21 protein-coding genes are annotated in these 18148 nt (G+C 72.6%); 11 read left to right on the top strand and 10 right to left on the bottom strand.

Translation table 11 applies throughout. From position 1 onward, the window contains the following. Positions 1–31 precede the first annotated feature (31 nt). Positions 32–1420, bottom strand: a complete 1389-nt coding sequence (locus ABZ621_RS05765; protein ID WP_360601096.1) for an MFS transporter — start codon at positions 1418–1420, stop codon at positions 32–34. A gap of 100 nt (positions 1421–1520) precedes the next feature. Here ABZ621_RS05765 and ABZ621_RS05760 point away from each other — a divergent pair, with 100 nt between their 5' ends. Further along, the gene (locus ABZ621_RS05760; RefSeq protein ID WP_360601094.1) at positions 1521–1982 is read left to right on the top strand and encodes a helix-turn-helix domain-containing protein; all 462 of its coding nucleotides are present in this window, start codon (positions 1521–1523) and stop codon (positions 1980–1982) included. A 28-nt stretch (positions 1983–2010) separates the two neighbouring features. After that, positions 2011–2478, top strand: a complete 468-nt coding sequence (locus ABZ621_RS05755; protein WP_360601092.1) for a VOC family protein — start codon at positions 2011–2013, stop codon at positions 2476–2478. Between the two features lie 12 nt (positions 2479–2490). Here the strand turns inward: ABZ621_RS05755 and ABZ621_RS05750 are convergent, their stop codons facing one another. After that, positions 2491–2976: a DUF1203 domain-containing protein gene (locus ABZ621_RS05750; RefSeq protein WP_360601091.1), complete on the bottom strand. Its 486-nt coding sequence runs from the start codon at positions 2974–2976 to the stop codon at positions 2491–2493. Between the two features lie 67 nt (positions 2977–3043). Beyond that, on the bottom strand, positions 3044–3427 hold the full coding sequence (locus tag ABZ621_RS05745) for a VOC family protein (protein WP_360601089.1): 384 nt from the start codon (positions 3425–3427) through the stop codon (positions 3044–3046). Positions 3428–3560: 133 nt separating this feature from the next. Between ABZ621_RS05745 and ABZ621_RS05740 the strand changes: the two genes are divergently transcribed. After that, positions 3561–3983, top strand: coding sequence for a hypothetical protein (locus ABZ621_RS05740; protein ID WP_360601087.1), 423 nt, complete (start codon positions 3561–3563; stop codon positions 3981–3983). 32 nt (positions 3984–4015) lie between these two features. Here the strand turns inward: ABZ621_RS05740 and ABZ621_RS05735 are convergent, their stop codons facing one another. Continuing rightward, complete coding sequence (locus tag ABZ621_RS05735) at positions 4016–4720, bottom strand: alpha/beta hydrolase (RefSeq protein WP_360601085.1); 705 nt, start codon at positions 4718–4720, stop codon at positions 4016–4018. 81 nt (positions 4721–4801) lie between these two features. Beyond that, positions 4802–5356 (bottom strand): YdeI/OmpD-associated family protein, encoded by a 555-nt coding sequence (locus ABZ621_RS05730; RefSeq protein ID WP_360601083.1) that lies wholly within the window; start codon positions 5354–5356, stop codon positions 4802–4804. Between the two features lie 107 nt (positions 5357–5463). Between ABZ621_RS05730 and ABZ621_RS05725 the strand changes: the two genes are divergently transcribed. From ABZ621_RS05725 to ABZ621_RS05710, 4 genes are all read left to right on the top strand, one after another. Further along, the gene (locus ABZ621_RS05725; RefSeq protein WP_360601081.1) at positions 5464–6081 is read left to right on the top strand and encodes a VOC family protein; all 618 of its coding nucleotides are present in this window, start codon (positions 5464–5466) and stop codon (positions 6079–6081) included. After that, positions 6068–6895, top strand: a complete 828-nt coding sequence (locus ABZ621_RS05720) for a MerR family transcriptional regulator (RefSeq protein WP_360601080.1) — start codon at positions 6068–6070, stop codon at positions 6893–6895. Before ABZ621_RS05725 ends, ABZ621_RS05720 begins: the two co-directional genes overlap by 14 nt. A gap of 317 nt (positions 6896–7212) precedes the next feature. Continuing rightward, positions 7213–7419 (top strand): cold-shock protein, encoded by a 207-nt coding sequence (locus ABZ621_RS05715; RefSeq protein WP_360601078.1) that lies wholly within the window; start codon positions 7213–7215, stop codon positions 7417–7419. Between the two features lie 223 nt (positions 7420–7642). After that, on the top strand, positions 7643–9637 hold the full coding sequence (locus tag ABZ621_RS05710) for a serine/threonine-protein kinase (protein ID WP_360601076.1): 1995 nt from the start codon (positions 7643–7645) through the stop codon (positions 9635–9637). A 50-nt stretch (positions 9638–9687) separates the two neighbouring features. Here ABZ621_RS05710 and ABZ621_RS05705 read toward each other — a convergent pair whose 3' ends face one another. Next, complete coding sequence (locus ABZ621_RS05705) at positions 9688–9876, bottom strand: DUF397 domain-containing protein (protein ID WP_360601074.1); 189 nt, start codon at positions 9874–9876, stop codon at positions 9688–9690. Continuing rightward, entirely contained in the window at positions 9876–10742 is an 867-nt protein-coding gene (locus ABZ621_RS05700; RefSeq protein ID WP_360601072.1) for a helix-turn-helix transcriptional regulator, read from the bottom strand. The genes ABZ621_RS05705 and ABZ621_RS05700 overlap by 1 nt, the downstream gene beginning before the upstream one ends. 143 nt (positions 10743–10885) lie before the next feature. Between ABZ621_RS05700 and ABZ621_RS05695 the strand changes: the two genes are divergently transcribed. Together ABZ621_RS05695 and ABZ621_RS05690 are read left to right on the top strand one after the other, a co-directional pair. After that, positions 10886–11305 carry an ATP-binding protein gene (locus tag ABZ621_RS05695; protein ID WP_360601070.1) on the top strand — a complete coding sequence of 140 codons (420 nt, stop codon included), beginning with the start codon at positions 10886–10888 and terminating at the stop codon, positions 11303–11305. Between the two features lie 263 nt (positions 11306–11568). Continuing rightward, the gene (locus ABZ621_RS05690) at positions 11569–12420 is read left to right on the top strand and encodes a helix-turn-helix domain-containing protein (RefSeq protein ID WP_360601068.1); all 852 of its coding nucleotides are present in this window, start codon (positions 11569–11571) and stop codon (positions 12418–12420) included. Here the strand turns inward: ABZ621_RS05690 and ABZ621_RS05685 are convergent. Then, positions 12417–12872: a hypothetical protein gene (locus tag ABZ621_RS05685; protein ID WP_360601066.1), complete on the bottom strand. Its 456-nt coding sequence runs from the start codon at positions 12870–12872 to the stop codon at positions 12417–12419. The genes ABZ621_RS05690 and ABZ621_RS05685 overlap by 4 nt on opposite strands. 96 nt (positions 12873–12968) lie before the next feature. On the opposite strand from ABZ621_RS05685, the gene ABZ621_RS05680 reads away from it, so the two are divergent. Continuing rightward, positions 12969–13943, top strand: a complete 975-nt coding sequence (locus ABZ621_RS05680) for a HEAT repeat domain-containing protein (RefSeq protein ID WP_360601064.1) — start codon at positions 12969–12971, stop codon at positions 13941–13943. Positions 13944–14301: 358 nt separating this feature from the next. Then, positions 14302–15606 (top strand): M28 family metallopeptidase, encoded by a 1305-nt coding sequence (locus tag ABZ621_RS05675; RefSeq protein WP_360601062.1) that lies wholly within the window; start codon positions 14302–14304, stop codon positions 15604–15606. 90 nt (positions 15607–15696) lie between these two features. On the opposite strand, the gene ABZ621_RS05670 is transcribed toward ABZ621_RS05675, so the two are convergent. Together ABZ621_RS05670 and ABZ621_RS05665 are read right to left on the bottom strand one after the other, a co-directional pair. Continuing rightward, entirely contained in the window at positions 15697–16917 is a 1221-nt protein-coding gene (locus ABZ621_RS05670) for a DUF2092 domain-containing protein (protein WP_360601060.1), read from the bottom strand. A 131-nt stretch (positions 16918–17048) separates the two neighbouring features. Further along, complete coding sequence (locus ABZ621_RS05665) at positions 17049–18059, bottom strand: polyprenyl synthetase family protein (RefSeq protein ID WP_360601058.1); 1011 nt, start codon at positions 18057–18059, stop codon at positions 17049–17051. Positions 18060–18148 lie beyond the last annotated feature (89 nt).

Here is an 18148-nt window from a genome sequence, read left to right as displayed (position 1 = left end):
TACGCGCTCACGCACGCGCACGGGTCCGGGCTCAGACCAGCACCTCCCGCGCGGGCTCGGCCGGCTCGCGGCGGCGGGCGCGGAGGGCGGCGACGGCGACCAGCGCGCCCGCCGCGGCCATCGCCACCGGCACGGCGAGCGCCGCGCGGAAACCGGTGAGACCGCCGCCGGTGAGGCCGTACACGGCCGTCACGGCGGCGATGCCGATCGCCGAACCGAACTGGGTCGCGGTGGTCAGCAGCCCGCCCGCGAGCCCCTGCTCGTCCTCGGCCACGCCGTCCGTGCCGGCGATGGTCAGCGGCCCGTACGCGAGGGAGAAGGCGAGGCCGGTGAGGAGGAGGGTCGGGAACATCGCGGCGTACGACCAGTCGGGGCCGACCGGGAGGAAGAGCACGTAGGCGGCGAGGGCGGCGAGGAAGCCGCCGAGGACCACCTTGGCGTTGCCGTACCGGGTCACCAGGCGCGGGGTCAGGGTCGGGGCGAGGACCGCGTCGATGCCCATGACGAGCAGGGCGAGGGCGGTGTGCAGCGAGGACCAGCCGCGCAGCTCCTGGAGGTAGAGGGTGGCGACGAACTGGAAGCCGAAGAAGGCGCCGACGAAGAGCAGCGCCCCGAGGTCGGCGCGGACCACGGACGGCGTGCGCAGCAGCCCAAGACGGACGAGCGGGACGGCGGCCCGGCGTTCGACGCGGACGAAGACGGCGGCGAGGGCGGACCCGGCGGCGAACACGGCGAGGGTGAGCGCCCAGCCGTCGAGCCCGTGCTCCAGGCGGACGACGCCGTACGCGAGGAGCAGCATCGTCCCGGCGGCGGCGAGCGCCCCGGCGAGGTCGAAGCCGCCGCGCCGCGGGGCCGGTGACCGCTCGTCCTTCGGTACGAGGCGGACGGCGGCGGCCAGCAGGACGGCGGCGAAGAGGACGGGGGCGATGAAGACCCAGCGCCAGCCGAGCTGGGTGAGCAGGCCGCCGGTGACGAGACCGAGCGAGAAGCCGCCGCCGGCGACCCCGGCGAAGACCAGCAGGGCCTTGTCGCGCTGCGGGCCCTCCGGGTAGGAGGTGGTGATGACGGAGAGGGCCGCCGGGGTCATGAAGGCGGCGGCGACGCCGGTGGCGAAGCGGGCGAGGACGAGCGTCGGGCCGTCGTCGGCGAGGGCGCCGAGGCCGGAGAAGAGCAGGAAGACGGTGAGCCAGCCGAGGAACATCCGCCGTCTGCCGAGGAGGTCGGCGGCGCGGCCGCCGAGCAGCGTGAAGCCGGCGTAGCCGAGGACGTAGGCGGACATGACCCAGGCGGCGGTGGCGGTGGTGAGGCCGAGTTCGGCGCGGATGGTGGGGACGGCGACGGCGAGCATCGCGACGTCGATGCCTTCGAGGAAGACGGCCCCGCTGAGGACGAGGAGCAGGCCCCAGGCACGTGACGACACAACTGCCTCCATGGAGAAGGGGGTTGGGGTGGGGTGGTTACCGCTCCGAGGGTCGGTTCCCTCTTGTAACCACCTCGATCCTCCGGGAGGATCGGGAGGCATGGAAGAAGGCACTTCGAAGTCACCCGGTACCTCCGGAGTAACCATCACGGCCCCCGCCGCCTCGCGCGGCTGCCACCCCGACGGCGGCGAGGCGGACCCCTTCCAGTGGGACACCCGCGAGGACTGCGAGGTCCGCCAGATCCTGGACCGGATCGCCGACAAGTGGTCGCTGCTCGTCATCGCGCTCCTGGAGAACCGGGTCGTCCGCTTCTCGCAGCTCCGGCGCGAGATCGACGGCGTCAGCCAGCGCATGCTGACCGTCACGCTGCGCCAGCTGGAGCGCGACGGCCTGGTCCGGCGCACGGTCCACCCGACGGTGCCGCCCCGCGTCGACTACGAGCTCACGCCGCTCGGCGCCACGCTGCACACGACGATCCGCGCCCTGGTCACCTGGACGGAGCGCCATCAGAACGAGATCGCGACGGCCCGGGCCCACTACGACGCCCGGACGGCGTCCTAGCGCCGGTGGCGCGCGGTATACGTGGGGGATGGAACCGCTGCACTGGAAAGTCGTGATCGACGCCCGTGACCCGCACGCCCAGGCCGCCTTCTGGGCCGCCGCCCTCGGCTACGTCGAGGAGGACCACAGCGCGCTCGTGGGGAAGCTGCTCGCCGTCGGAGCCGTACCGGCCGAGGCGACCCTGACCGTGCGTCCCGGCACGCCGGAGGAGCGGCTCGGGTGGCACGACCTGGCCGCCGTACGGCACCCGGACGACCCGCTGTCGGAGGAGAACGGCGCCGGTCTCGGCCGCCGCATCCTCTTCCAGCGGGTCCCCGAGGAGAAGACCGTGAAGAACCGCCTCCACCTCGACGTGCACACCGGCTCCGGCACCCGCGACGCCCAGGTGGAGCGCCTGGTCGCGCTCGGCGCGGCCGTGCAGCGGCGGGTGGCGGAGCAGGGCGGCTCGTGGGTCGTGATGACCGACCCCGAGGGCAACGAGTTCTGCGTGCAGTAGCGGGGACAGGCCCTAGTCGCGCCGCACCTCGAAGTGGAAGCAGCCGTACTCCACCGCCCTCACGTGCACCAGCGCGACCGCCGGATCCGCGAAGGCCTCGTCGAACGCCTCGTCGAGGCCGGGGAGTTCGACGAGCCGCCCGCCGAGGATGCGGCCGTCCGCCCCGTACCGGCGCACCGTCCGCAGCGCGCCCGGCCGCGCGAAGGGGTACGTCTCCCCCGCCGCCTCGTAGCCCCCGCACTCCTCCGCGTGGACGAACACCGGCCCCACCTCGTCGTACGCCCCCGGCGCGGCCCCCGTGGCGGCGGCCCACCGCCGCAGCGGGGCGTACGCGACGAGGGCGAGGCGCTCGCCGGGGCGGGCGGGGCGCAGGCAGCAGCGCAGCGGTTCGCCGCCCTCCTCCGCCGTGTACGGGAGGCAGGGGCGCCCGGCGTCGTCGACGGACCGGAGCGCGGCGAGGGCGGCGGGCTCGACGGCCCGCGGGGTGTAGTGGCTCATGCGGTCAAGCCTCGCTCCGCCGCCCGCGCACCGCTGGCGGCATTCGGACGCGGTGGCCGGAGCGCATTCAGACCGCGTCGATGCGCCGGCGCAGGAGGCAGAAGACGTTGCCCTCCGGGTCCTGGAGGACGTGCCAGTTCTCCTCGCCCGTCTGCCCGACGTCCGCCGGCTTCGCGCCGAGCGCGAGCAGCCGCTCCAGCTCGGCGTCCTGGTCGCGGTCGGTGGGGTTGACGTCGATGTGGAGGCGGAGCTTCTCGGCGCGGGGCGCGCTGTTCGGGCTCAGGACGATCGTCGGCTGCGGTCCGCCGAAGCCGACTCCGGGCGGCCCGATCTCGATGCTCCCGTCGTCCTCCCGGCCGATCTCGACGTACCCGAGGACCTCGCTCCAGAACACGGCGAGCCGTTCGGGGTCGACGCATTCGAGGATCAACTCACTGATGCGGCATGCCATGCGGCCCAGCGTACGACCCGGCCGGAGGCGCCGCACGACCGTCGCCTCCGCCCGTTCGTCTGTCGTACCCGCGCCCTACGCTCCTCCTCGAACGCGGGACCGAGGCAGAGACAGAGGCAGACGGAGGCAGGTCATGGGTGGCAACAGCTGGTGGCAGACGGGACCGTACGACCCCGATCTCGCGGTCGCCTTCCGGCGGGCGCAGGACGAGGAGCTGGCGAAGGGCGGCCACGACGACACGGGCCGCACGATCACGGAGCTGTGGGAGAGCGAGGACTGGCTGGAGTACATCCTGACCGGCGGCACCTGCACCGTCCTGGACCAGGTCCACACGGTCGCCCCCGACTTCACCGAATGGGGGCCCTACATGCGCCCGTTGACGCCGGAGGAGGTCCGCGCCTGGTGCCCCGACGGCCGCCCCACGCGCGAGCAGTGGACCTCCGCCCTGGCCGCCGACCACGAGCTCTACCCCGACCGCGCCCAGGGCAACTGCACGGTCCTCTACGAGGACGGGGAGCCGTCGGAGATCGGGTACTGGGGCGTGACGGCGGACTGACGCGGGCGCGGCCCCTCCCTGGAGCTGCGGGGTCAGCCGGCGTCCGTCAGAGCGCCACCGAACTCCGCGAGGACACGGGCGAGTTCGCGCGGCCGGGTGGTCATCGGCCAGTGGCCCGCGTCCATGTCGACGTAGGTGAGGCGGCGGGCGCGGGCGAGCTCCGGGCCCTCGCCCGCGGCGATCCACTCCTGCGCCTGGGCGGGGGTGAATTCGGGGCAGACGACGGCGGTGGGCACGTCGAAGCGGCGCTCGTCGGCGAGGCGCACGACGCCCCTGGCGACCCCCTCGGGCACGGGCACGGCGGCGGCCTTCGCCGCGAACCGGGCCAGCGCCGGCTCGTCGAAGTCGGCTGTGTCCGGGCCCTCGAAGGGCTCCCAGCCCGGGAAGGCCATGACGCCGTCGACGACCGGGAAGACGTCGGCGTACGCCCGCCCGTCGGGGGCCGGGAAGCCGCCGACCAGCGCGACCCCGCCGACCTTCTCCGGCCGCGCGTCGGCGGCCAGCCAGGCCAGGGTCGTCGCCGCCGAGTGCCCCACGACCAGCGGCCTCCCCTCCGCCGCGTCGACCGCGGCGACCACCGCGGCCCGCTGGTCCGCGAGCGTCGCGGACGCGTCGCCGTCGCCCGGCCCGGGCAGGGCGACCGGCACGGCCCGGTGGCCGAGGGCGGCGAGTTCGGGGACGACGCCGTCCCAGGCGGACGCGGTGAGCCACAGTCCTCCGACGAGCACGATGTCCACGGTGATTCTCCCTGCTCGGAAGCCAGTTGCGACGGCCGGCACGATACGCGACCCCTCTGACAACGGGCCGTCGCCCGGGCGTCACGGGTGCGGCTTCTCCCCCTGCGCCAGCATCGCCACGTACTTCTCGATCCGGCGCGCCCGGGTCTCGGCCCGCTTGGGCTCCTGGATCCGGTAGAGGACGGCGTACCGGTTCTGGCGGTCGAGCGTCTCGAAGAAGGCCGCGGCGGCCGGTTCGGCCGCGAGGGCCGCCGCGAGGTCGTCCGGCACCGTGGTGGACCTCGCACTGTCGTACGCCGCCTCCCAGCGGCCGTCCGCCTTCGCGCGGTCGATCTCGGCCTGCCCGGGCGGACGCATCCGGCCCTGCTCGATCAGGGCCGCCACCTTGTCGCGGTTGATCTTGGACCACTTGCTGGTCCGCGTGCGCGGGGTGAACCGCTGGAGCCACCACTCCTCGTCGAACTTCGCCTTCTGCCCGTCGATCCAGCCGTAGCAGAGCGCCACGTCGAGCGCCTGGGCGTAGTCCAGGGCGACGACTCCCGGCGCCTTCTTGCGGATCTTGAGCCAGATGCCGGGCCGGAGGGAGTGGTGCTCGGCGAGCCACGCCTCGAACGCCTCGGCCGATGCGAACGCCATGGTCTCCAGGTCCTGAGTCACTCCGGCAGCCAACCACACCGACGGGGACGGGGCCGGTCATTCCCGGACTTGACCCTCACGCAACGTGAGGCTGAAAGGTGAAGGCCATGAGCAACCAGAACACCGACACCGCCACCAGCACCAGCACCAGCACCGGCACCGGCACCGGCACCGCCACCAAGGGCGATTACTACGACGCCTTCGAGGTCAGCCCCGTCCCCGCCCCCGGCCCCGACGCCGTGCCGCCGGAGCCCTTCCACGGCATCTACGGCATGCCGGCCTTCGTCACCGTCCCCACCGCCGACCTGGCCGCCTCCCTGGACTTCTGGACCCGCGGCCTCGGCTTCTTCGAGCTGTTCTCGGTCCCCGGCACCCTGGTGCACCTGCGCCGCTGGGCGTTCCAGGACGTGCTGCTCGTCGCGGCGGACGCGGCCCCCGCGGAAGCCCCGGCGATGAGCGTCGGTTTCGCGTGCGTGCTCGGCCAGATCGACGGGATCGTCGACGCCTGCCGGGCGGTCCTCCCCGGCTCCGTCTCGGCCGACCCCCGGGACACCCCCTGGAACACCCGCGACGTCGAGGTGATCACCCCCGAGAGGGCCCGGGTCGTCCTCACGGCCGCGAAGCCGTACGACCCGGCCAGTCAGGAGGCGCGGAACCTCGCCGAGATCGGCATCACCGGCCCGACCGCCCACCCCGACGAGAATGAGGAGCATGCCCGACACTGACACAGGCGCGGACCCGCAGGAGACGGACACCGAAGGCCTCACCGTCGGCCAGGTCTCCGCGCGCCTCGGCGTCACCGTCCGCGCGCTGCACCACTGGGACGAGATCGGCCTGGCCCGGCCCTCGCTTCGTACGGGCGCCGGGTACCGGCTCTACACCGCCGCCGATCTCGAACGCCTGCACCGGGTCGTCGTCTACCGCGAGATCGGCCTCGGCCTGGACCGGATCCGGGCGGTCCTGGACGACACGGGCACCGACGTCCCGGCCGCGCTGCGCGCCCAGCGCGCCCAGGTCGCGGAGCGCGTCGAGCGGCTCCAGAGGCTCGGCGACGGCCTGGACCGGATGATCGAGGCGCACGAGCGCGGTCTGCTCCTGACCGTCGAGCAGCAGGCCGCGATCTTCGGCCCGGGCTGGGACCCGGAGGGCCCGGCGAAGGCCCGGCAGCAGTACGGGGACACCCTCCAGTGGCGCCAGTACGCCGAGCGTTCGGCGGCCCGCACGCCCGAGGAGTGGCAGGCCGTCCACGACGCCGTGGCCGCCCTGGACGGCGACCTCGCGTCCGCGCTGGACGGGGGCGTCGCGCCGGGCAGCCCGGAGGCGAACGCCCTCGTCGACCGCCACCGCGCCGTCTTCGCCGCGTACTTCCCGCTGACGAGGGAGATGCAGGTCTGCCTGGCCCGCACGTACGCGTCGGATCCCGGCTTCGCCGCGCACTACGACGGCATCCGCCCGGGCCTCGCGGCGTGGTTCCGCACGGTCGTGGACGCGAGCGCCCGCGCCCACGGCATCGACCCGGACACGGCCGCCTGGCGGTAGCCGGTAGGCAGTAGGCGGTGGCCGGTAAGCAGTGGCCGGTACGGCCCCGGGGCTAGTACTCGTCATCGTTCGGCCGGCCCTCCGGCATCCCCCCGTACGCGGAGGACATCCGCAGCTCGAACAACCGGAGCCGGCGACCGGACGACAGCACCGTCTCACCGAGTGACATGCCGACACCCTAGAGATTCCCCGCCTCGTTCACGGTGTGTCCTGTGGGCTTCGCGCGCGCGGAGGTGTAAGCGATCCGGCAGATGGGGAGAGACGCTCCGTCCGCGGTGATCGGCACCGCGGCCACGACCGCGAGAAGGGGCATCGCGATGCCGCAGCAGGGGACCGTGAAGTGGTTCAACTCGGAGAAGGGGTACGGCTTCATCGCGACGGACGGCGGAGGCCCGGACGTGTTCGTCCACTACTCCGCGATCCAGTCCGACGGCTACAAGTCCCTGGACGAGAACCAGCGCGTCGAGTTCGAGGTGACCCAGGGCAACAAGGGGCCGCAGGCCGAATCGGTCCGCCCGCTCTGACCCTCCGGGCACCCCGACGTCCTCGTCGACCACGACACGATCAGACGCGCCCTCTCCGTCGACCTCGACGAGGTCCGCCGGACCCTGGAGACCGACCTCTTCGGCGTCTGGCGGACCGCGCGGGAAGGCCATTCCCCGCTGGGCGGGGGCGGTTCGCGCCCGCTGCACGGAACGAAACCGTCCGATCCCTCACTGTCGGACCGTTGGGCTACTCTCCTTCCTCGTGGACCAGCTGACCGCCGAGGACCCGCCGCGCATAGGCCCCTACCGCCTCATCGCCCGCTTAGGTGCCGGCGGCATGGGCCGGGTCTATCTCGCCCGCTCCGAAGGCGGGCGCACGGTCGCGGTCAAGGTCGTGCAGACCGAGTTCGCCCAACACGCCGAATTCCGCTCGCGGTTCGCCCGCGAGGTCACCGCCGCGAAGCGGGTCGGCGGAGCCTGGACCGCGGCCGTGCTCGACGCGGACACGGACGCGGAGACGCCCTGGGTCGCGACCCAGTACATTCCCGGACCCGATCTGCACGCCGTCGTGGCCGAGCGGCACGGGCCGTTGCCCGAGCGGTCAGTGCGGGTCCTGGCCAACCGGCTCGCGCTCGCCCTGCAGGCCATCCACGGGGCGGGCCTCGTCCACCGCGACCTCAAGCCGTCCAACGTCCTGGTCACCGTGGACGGGCCCCGGGTCATCGATTTCGGCATCGCCCGGGCGCTGGACAGCATCAGCGGGGACAGCCTGCAGACCCGCACGGGCATGGTGATCGGTTCGCCCGGCTTCATGTCCCCGGAGCAGGTACGCGGGCTCCACGTCACCACCGCCTCCGATGTGTTCTGCCTGGGTTCGGTCCTCGCCTACGCCGCCACGGGGCGCCGGCCCTTCGGGGCGACCGGCAACGGGTTGCACGCCCAGATGTTCCGGGTCGCCGAGGAGGAGCCCGACCTGGACGGGCTGCCGGAGACGCTCCTCGGACTCGTACGGGAATGCCTGCGGAAAGACCCGGCACAACGCCCCACGCCGGAACAGATCGCCGCCCGCACCGCCACGGAAGGCGTCGACGAATGGCTTCCGGGCGCGCTGCTCGGCCAACTGGGACGGCACGCGGCACAATTGCTGGACTTCGATCCGCTGCGGCCGCACACGGCCCTCGTGCCGGGTCAGGCTCCCACTCCGCCGGCACCCGCCCGGCCCGTACCCACACCCCGGTCCGTGACCACGCCCGCCGCGGCCGCGTCGGACGCGCTCGCGCAGGCGCCCACGGTGGGGCCGGGATACGACGGAACGGCACGCCCGCACGTGTCGGCGCAGCCCCCGGAACAGCGGCGTCGGCCGGCCGTCGTGGCGGCGACGGCAGCCGTCGTGGCGCTCGTCGCCGTCGGTGGCCTGCTCGCGCTCCGCCCGTGGCAGGGCAAGGCGGGAGAACCACCGTCGCCGAGTGCCAGTGCTCCGGCGGCGTTGCAGGGGAGCTGGGAGGCGCGCCTGAGCAAGGGCGACCTGCACAGGGAGGGGGCGCTCGCACGCCTGCTCGTCGACGCGACGGGCACCGCCCGGTACTCCCTGCTCAACGAGGCGCGGCTGTGCGTCTGGGAAAGCACCATCACCGCCTCCCGAAGTGACGCGATCAAGCTCGGCTCCAGCCGGCTCAAGAGGGTGATCCCCCAGTCCGAGAAGGAACGTTGCGAAGACACGACCACGGATGACGGCTCCTCCCGCCCGGACGGTACCGGGGCGTTCGTCGCCTCGTGGAACGGTGCGTTCGAGTGGGAGGACGACACGGGCTTCTACGACCACCACAACGATGGAAAGACCTCCTACGAACCTGCCATGTTCGAGAAGGTGCCGCCCGCCACGGGCGCGCTGCCGGAGAAGTTCCGGGGCTCGTGGGGCGGCCGGGCGGCGGACGGCACCTACCGCTTCGAAGTCACGATGGGTCAGGGCGCGGCGAAGCGCGACATCCGTCTCGTGTCCGTCAACACGGTGGGCGAGAGGTGCACGTACAAGGCGGAGGTGTTCTCCCAGGACCCGACCCGGCTCCGCACCGCGCCCGCGGAGCTCGCCGACGACAAGCAGCCGAAAGGCTGCTCCAAAAGCACCGCTTCCCTGACATTCTGGGCGAGCGAGGAGAAGGGAAGACGGAAGCTGTCCTCCGGTCCCCTCCTCGGCGCCGACACACCCTGGGCCGAGGCCGGCCACTGGGTGGCGGAGCTGGCCCCGGCAGGCACCTAGGGTGCCTGTCTCCTTGACGGTGGGCGGGGTGCTCGGCCCGGAGACACGCTCTAGCCGCGCTGCGTCTCCACGAACCCGGCCCAGGCGGCCGGGTCGAAGGCGAGCCGGGGGCCGGTGAGGTCCTTGGAGTCGCGGACGTGGACGGTGCCGGGAGTGGTGGCGACCTCGATGCAGTCTGATGCGCCATTGCCACTGTCGCTGTAGCTGCTCTTGAACCAGTCCAGCTCGGGCTTGCCCATCACGTCTCTCCCAGCAGTTGTTCGATGAAATCCCGCGACTCCGCTGGAGTGAGGGCCTGGGATCGGATGATGCCATAGCGCAGATCCAAGACCCGGAGTCGTTTGAGGTCAGAGACGGGGCGGCCACCGAAGTCGCCGTCCATGCGCCCCACCGCCGTGCCGTCCGCGAACTTCAGGAGCGCGATGCGCCCTCCGTTCCCCGGATGATCCGCGCGCTCGGTCGGCATCACCTGGATCCCAACGTGGGGCAACTCACCCACCTCCAGCAAATGCTCAAGCTGACGACGTAGCACCATCTTCCCCCCGATGGGCCGTCGTAGCGACACCTCTTCCTGGACGAAGCTGAACTCGGGCGCCGGATCCTTCTCCAGCACCGACCGACGCGCCACACGGGCCGCCAGGTACCGCTCCAGTTGGTCCGTCCGAAACGCAGGGCGCCATGTCTGCATGATCGCTCGCGAGAACTCCTCGGTTTGCAGCAGGCCGTGGACGTTGAAGTTCGAGTACATGCAGAACTCGACCGCCTTCCCCTCCAGCTTCGCCAAGTCCCGGATCGGCTTCGGGTAACGGATCTCCGACGTGTCCTGCTTCATCTCCGCAATGAGTCCGCCCGCCCCCAGGACCTCGTCCGCCTTGTCCAGGAACTCCGGCCTGGGAATCCGGTCTCCCCGTTCCAGCTTGCGGATCATGTCCTCGCCGTATCCGGTCAGTTCACCGAACTCCGCCGCGCTCAGGCCCTTCGCCTCGCGCCACGTCTTGAGATGACGCCCGACCGTCGCCAGGACCGCCTTCCCCGGCTCGTCGCCGGGGTCCACCTCCCAGCCCGCGTCCTCGACGACGACACCGTCCACCTCGTCCACGCTCATGCGTGCCCACCTCCTTGTGGCGGCCCTCTACCCGGAGCGCGGCCCGAGACAGTCGAGACAAGGCGGGACAGCCGCAGGACAGTAACCGTACGTAAGGGCGTTTCTGGTGGGCAGCGTAGGCACTGCCCACCACGCTGAATCTCATGAACCTCGAAACCAGCCAACTCATGGCGAGTGCACGCCACTTCACCCTTCAGCTGTCCTCGACGCCCAGAGGGGCACGGCTGGCGCGGCTGCTCGCCGCCGAGCAGCTGCGTCGCTGGGGACTGGACCATGTGGTCGAGGCAGTCGAGCAGGTCGTGGCCGAGCTGGCGAACAACGCGGTGACGCACGGGCACGTGCCGGGGCGGGACTTCCGGGTGCGGGTGGTCGCGACCGGGGCGGCGGTGCGGGTCGAGGTGACGGATACGCGGGGTGACCGAGCGCCTCTCGCCGGGGCGGCCTCGCCCGATGCCGAGGAGGGGCGGGGGCTGCTGCTCGTCGGGGCGCTGACCCGGGGGTGGGGAGTGCGGCACGGGCCCGCGCCGCAGAAGACCGTCTGGGCCGAACTCCCTCTGCCCTGAGGGGCTTCGCCGCGTCGTGGGCGGGCGCGTCGCGGTGGGGCTCGACGTAAGAAACCAATCCCGGGGGAAGCCCTACCCAACCCCTCCAGCCTCCCCGTCACGGCCCCGTCACCCACTCGGGTGATCTGTGCCAACTGGGCTGGATTCGGGGCAGGTTGCCTGGCATATGCTCCAGCCACCACCCGACGTGAAATACGACGGCCCCCGGCTGGGACTGGCATCCCTGCCGAGGGCCTGACCAACTAGGAAGTTGGCGCTTCCCGATGGCTTCCACGCACCCTAACGCGCGTTCGCACGCCCGTGGGCTCGTTCACCGCAACGTCCGGCTCACCACCCGGTACGTCGTCGTCAGCAACGAGCTCGCCCAGCATCCGGATCTGACGGTCGCGGCGATCGGGCTCGCCGTGATCCTCCAGTCGCTGCCCGCCGGCGCGTCCGTCGGGATCAAGGCGCTCGCCGAGCGGACGAAGGGGCTGAGCGAGATGAAGATCGCGGCGGCTCTGCGGGAGCTGGAGGCGGCCGGTTTCCTCGCCCGCACCCGGGAGCGGCTGCCGGACGGACGGTTCGTCCCGCGCACGATCTCGTACAACCGGCCGGGGGCTGACCGCGACGCCGTAAGGGAGACCAAGGCGGCCCAGGAAGCCCCTGAAGCCCCGGAAGCCCGGGAAGGCCGAGAAGCCCAGGAGGAGCCTCCGGCCCCAAAAGTCCCTGAGCGGCGCGCGGCCCAGCCGAAGCCGTCGTCGCCGCCGCCCCTTCCCGAGCGCCATCACGCCTCCGTCACGCTCCTCGCCGGGCTCCGGGGGCGGGAGCCCCGGTTGCTGCTGTCGGAGCGGGACGTGCGGCGGCTGGCGCCGGGGGTGACCGAGTGGCTGGAGCGCGGGGCGCATCCCGAGGCCGTGAGCCGGACGCTCTGCGCCGACCTCCCGCCCGACCTCGCGCACCCGGCGGGGATCGTGGCGTACCGGCTGGCGACGCTCATCCCGCCTCCCCTCCCCGCCGGCCCCGTCGCCCGGCCCGCCCCCGACCCCTTCCAGAGCTGCGACGACTGCGACCTCGCCTTCCGCGCGCCGGAACCGGGTCTGTGCGTGGCCTGCCAGGCGTCGGCCGCCGCCTAGTCGGACACGACGGCGCGGGCGCGCCGCTTGCGGCGGGATGCGAGGATCGCGGCGGCGAGAGCCGCCGGCAGGAGTGCGAGGCCCATGAAGATCACGGGGTTCACCCAGGCGGGTACGAGCTCGGTTCCGGCGCCGTCCGCCGTGACGCACCGGGTGCTGAGCGGCAGGGTCCACCGGGTCACGATGCGGTCGCCCCGGGCCCCCTTCGACGCGCACGTCTGGTCCGGGTCCAGGATGTAGAACCCCGACATCACACCCCATGAGTAGGCGCCGTACGCCGCCGCGGCGCCCAGGACCGCCAGCAGGACGCAGGTCGCGGCGCGGGGAAGACGGGCGGCCAGGATCGGGCGCCGGTCGCGGGCCCGCCAGGCGAGCGCGACGGCGGCGCACAGCGCCACGGACGGCGCCAGGAACGGGCCGAAGACCAGGGCCAGGAACAGGAACTCGTACATGCCTGCTCAGATACCGTGCCCGCACGCCTGGTTCCGCCGGGGCTCGTGGCGGTCTCGCCCGGGAGGGCCTCCGGGGCACCGCACTAGCATCGCCGCATGGCGACCTTCGTGCACCTGACACCCGCCGCCCACGTGGCGGGGATCCGGCGGAGCGGGATCAAGGCGCGGGGGGAGCGCGGGGAGCGGGGCGGGGTCCACCTCTTCCCCGTGCTCGCCTCCTACGCGCTGACGCATCAGTGGCTGCGGGAGCTGGCGCGGCGGCCGGGGCCCCGGGGGATCGTGGCCGTGCAGGTGCGGCTGCCGGACGGGGAGCCGGTGGCGGTGGGGCGGTACGGGAGGAGCCAGGAGGAGGTCACGGCGGCCGAAGCCGTCCGGCGCGTGCGGGAGTTGGGGGACGGGGCGCTCGGGTGGGAGGTGTTCCTGCCGCGCGCGGTCGCGCGGGGCGAGGTGCGGCAGGTGCGGGCGGTCCGGCAGGTCGCCGGATGGCGGCACTTCCCCGGCGCGCACGGTGTCGCGCCGTGCGTCTGCGCGGGGTGCGTACAGCCCGGCACGTACGGGTCCCGGCGGCTGCGGGAACGGCGGCCGCACCCGATGGACGGGCCCGCGCCCGCCGCGCGCGTGCTGCTCGCGCGGCTCGACCGGGCCGAGGCGCGGGCGGACACCGGCGCGCTGCGCGACACGCTCCGGTGGTACGGCCTCCGGCGGCGCGGGCCCGTGGAACGCCTCGCGCCGCTCGCCGCCCACCCGGACACCGGCGTCCGGCAGGAGCTCGCGCGGACGGTGGCCCGCTGGTCCACGCCGGGGGCCGATCCGCTGCTGGCCGCGCTGGCCGGGGACGCCGACGGCGAGGTGCGGGTGACCGTCGCCGAGGCCGTGGCCTACCGGCGTACCGACGCCGCCGGCGACCTCCTCGCCGTCCTCGGCCGCGACCCCTCCCCCGCCGTCCGCGAGGCCGCCGTCGAAGGACTCGTCGAGCGGGACACCCCGGCCGCCGAGGCCCTGCTCGCACTCCTCGCGGACGATCCCGACGCGTCCGTGCGCACGACCGTGGCCCTGCTCACGGAGGAGTGAGCAGGGCCGTGGGCGGGCCCTGAGCCGGCGCACGCAGCGCCCGTTCCCTGGTTCACGGTCTGCGGAGCACATCCGTCCACGGGTTCCTCGAAGCGGCCCGTCGGCAACCGCTGCCCTCCAGAAGGCGGTCACCGAAGGATGTCCGTCCGCTCAGCGAACAGCCCTGACCGGATTCAGGTCTTGACGGGACATCGTCACGTCACTGAGCATTCAGCACACGCACACCGGCCGTAGGGATCCCCATCACACCCCTGCGCCTCGTGTGCCACCTGTACAGCTCCAACGCCTCGCGTCACCCACGGCGCGAGGCGCTCGCACGTTCCGTCCCATCCCCGTTCGGAATCCGGAGCCCCCACACATGAAGCTCTCCGCGAGACTGGCCGCGCTGGCCGGTTCCTCCGCCCTGGTCCTCGGCGCCCTCGCCGGGGCCGCCCCGGCCACCGCCGCGCCCGCCGGCGCCACGGCCGCCCCGGACATCCCGGTCGCCAACGTCAAGCAGCACTTGACCGACCTCCAGTCCATCGCGACCGCCAACGGCGGAAACCGCGCGCACGGCAAGGCCGGCTACAAGGCCTCCATCGACTTCGTGAAGGCGAAGCTGGACGCGGCCGGATACACCACGACCGTGCAGCAGTTCACGTACAACGGCACCACCGGCTACAACCTGATCGCCGACTGGCCGGGCGGCGACCCGAACCAGGTCATCATGGCCGGCTCGCACCTCGACTCGGTCTCGTCGGGCCCCGGCATCAACGACAACGGCTCCGGCTCCGCCGCGATCCTGGAGACCGCGCTCGCCGTCGCCCGCTCCGGCTACCAGCCCTCCAAGCACCTGCGCTTCGGCTGGTGGGGCGCGGAGGAGCTCGGCCTCGTCGGGTCGAAGTACTACGTGAACAACCTCGCCACCACCGAGCGCGCGAAGCTCAAGGGCTACCTCAACTTCGACATGATCGGCTCGCCGAACCCGGGCTACTTCGTCTACGACGACGACCCGACGATCGAGACGACCTTCAAGAACTACTTCGCCGGGCTCGGCGTCCCGACGGAGATCGAGACCGAGGGCGACGGCCGCTCGGACCACGCGTCCTTCAAGAACGTCGGCATCCCGGTCGGCGGCCTCTTCACCGGCGCCAGCCGCGTGAAGACCAGTGCCCAGGTCTCCAAGTGGGGCGGTACGGCCACGGCCTTCGACCGCTGCTACCACTCCTCCTGCGACACCACGTCGAACATCAACGACACGGCCCTGGACCGCAACAGCGACGCCGTCGCGCACGCGATCTGGACGCTGTCCGGCACCACCACCACGCCGCCCACCGGCACGGTCTTCGAGAACACCGCCGACGTCTCCATCCCGGACAACGGCGCCGCGGTGACCTCCTCCGTGACCGTCTCCGGCATCGCGGGGAACGCGCCGGCCGCCCTCGCCGTCGGCGTGGACATCGTCCACCCCTGGCGCGGTGACCTGGTCGTCGACCTCGTCGCGCCCGACGGCACGGTCTACAACCTGCACAACAAGACCGGCAGCAGCGCCGACAACATCCAGCAGACCTACACGGTGAACGCCTCCGCCGAGGTCGCCAACGGCGTGTGGAAGCTGCGCGCACAGGACACGGCGTCCGCCGACGCCGGCTACATCAACGGGTTCAAGCTGACGTTCCCGTAACCGACGCTCCCGTAGGCGAGAAAGCACGACCAAGCCACCCGGGTGGGCCGGTGACGTACTCCCGACCCACCCGGGGAACCAACTCCCGTATTACTTGGCGGCGTTGGCGGCGTCCACCAGCGCCTGCGGCGTCACCGCACCGACGTAGACCTTGCCGTCGTCCGTCATCAGCGCGTTGACGATCTTGGTCTTGAAGACCGTGCCGGAGCCGAACTTCCCGCTCACCTTGTCGCCGAGCGCGTCCAGGAAGCCCTGGGCCTCCTTCGGCGCGTCCTCCGTCTTCGGCGCGGGCGCGCCGGAGTCGAAGGCGGCGATGGCGGTCCAGCCCTCGCCGATGATCTCGGGGCCGTTCGCGTCGGCGCCGCCGAGACCGCCGAGACCGAGGTCGCCGAAGGCCTTCTCCAGGTCCTCCGGGGCCTTGCCGTGGTCCCCGCCGCGGTCCGCGCCGAACTCCTTCTCCACCTGGTCGCCCTCGGTGACCTTCGCGCCCTCCGGGACGGTGAAGTCGAACTCCGAGGCCGCCGGCTTGCCGAAGTCGACCTTGGTGAAGCCCGCGTCGAGGACCGGCTTGCCGCCGCTCGTGGAGTCGAGGGTGAACTTCAGCGGGGTGCCGGTGGCCGCGTCCACCGCGATGGTGATCGAGTCGACCGTCGAGCCCTGCTGCTTCGGCTCGACGACGAGCCGGTACGCGTCGCGGCCCGCGACGTTCGCCGTGCCGCCGACCGCGATCGAGGTGGTGTCCCCGGCGGCCTTCAGGACCTCGTCGGCGAGCTCCTTCGGGGAGGCCGGGAGCTCCTTCTCAGGGGCCTTACCCCCCTCGTCGCCGCCCTTCTCGTGGAAGACGGTGTTGGAGCGGGAGTCGTACGCCCACACCTCGTCGCCGTCGTGGATCAGGCTGTACTGCTCCTTGCCGTCGAGCAGCGTCAGCTTCTGCCGCTCGGGGCCGTCGGCGGCGACCTTCAGGGTGTGGGTGCCGGAGACCAGCTTGGTGAGCTGCGCGGACGGGTCGGCGGAGGCCTCGCCCGAGCCGGAGCCGTCACCGGAGGCCATGCCGCCCGCGATCCCGCCCAGCAGGCCGTCGAGGGCCGGCAGGCCCAGGTCGGTGGAGATCTTGAAGGTGCCGGACAGGGTCTGGGTGTCCGAGGCGGCGATCTTCTCGATGAGCTGCTGCGCGGTGATCTCCGGCAGGTCCGGGTCGCCGGACGCGGCGAGCGCCGGGACGAGTCCGATGGTCGCCGCGGCGATGCCGGCCACCGCGACGGGGACGACGTAACGGCTCGTCTTTCGCTGTCCTGCCCGCTGTGCTGCCATGGTCTGTGATCCCTCCGTGCCCCTGCGTGGACTTCCTGTTCGATGTCTCCATCTCACCAGGACGGGCGACGGAAATCGTCAGCCCGGGGGATCAACCTCGCGTACCCCTCCGGGATGACATCCCCCTAGGGTCAGCCCGCCCGGTGCACCACGGCGTCGCACAGCTCCATCAGGGCCGACTTCGCGTAGCCGTCGGGCAGGGGCGCCAGCATGGCCCTGGCCTCCTCCGCGTACCGCACGGTGTCCCGGCGGGCCTGCTCCAGGGCGGGGTGGACGCGGAGCCGGCGCAGGGCCTCGGCGTGCCGGTCGTCGTCGGTGAGGTCGCCGTCGATCAGGGCGACGAGCTCCAGGTCCTCGGGGCGGCCGTGGGCGGCCGCGGCGGCCCGCAGGCGCAGGACGGGGAGGGTGGGGACGCCCTCGCGGAGGTCGGTGCCGGGGGTCTTGCCGGACTCGTGGCCCTCGGAGGCGATGTCGAGGACGTCGTCGGCGAGCTGGAAGGCGACGCCGAGCCGCTCGCCGTACTGGGTGAGGATGTCGACGACCGACTCGTCGGCGCCGGACATCATCGCGCCGAAGCGGCAGGAGACGGCGACGAGCGAGCCGGTCTTGCCGCCGAGGACGTCGAGGTAGTGGTCGACGGGGTCGCGGCCGTCGACCGGGCCGGCGGTCTCCAGGATCTGGCCGGTGACGAGCCGCTCGAACGCCTCGGCCTGGATCCGTACGGCCTCCGGGCCGAGGTCCGCAAGGGTGTGCGAGGCGCGGGCGAAGAGGAAGTCACCCGTGAGGACGGCGAGCGAGTTGCCCCAGCGGCTGTTGGCGCTGGGGACGCCCCGGCGCACGGCCGCCTCGTCCATGACGTCGTCGTGGTAGAGCGTGGCCAGATGGGTGAGCTCCACGACGACGGCCGCGGGCACCACACCGGGCGAGTAGGGGTCGCCGAACTGGGCGGCGAGCATCACGAGCAGCGGCCGGAACCGCTTGCCGCCCGCGAGCACCAGGTGCTGGGCGGCCTCGGTGATGAAGGGGACATCGCTCTTGGTCGCGTCGAGGAGGCCGGCCTCGACGGCCGCCAACCCGGTCTGGACATCGGCCTCGAGAGCCTGGTCCCGCACGCTAAGACCGAACGGCCCGACGACGGTCACGAGGGGATCTCCTGTCTGCTGACGCCTGCTGACGCTAGTCCTTGACGCTCCGGACCGTACGCCGTCGACTCGGATTGTCGATGTGTCGG

Source organism: Streptomyces sp. NPDC007863, from assembly GCF_040633895.1.
Lineage (GTDB): Bacteria > Actinomycetota > Actinomycetes > Streptomycetales > Streptomycetaceae > Streptomyces.
This window is presented reverse-complemented; position numbering and strand designations above follow the sequence as displayed.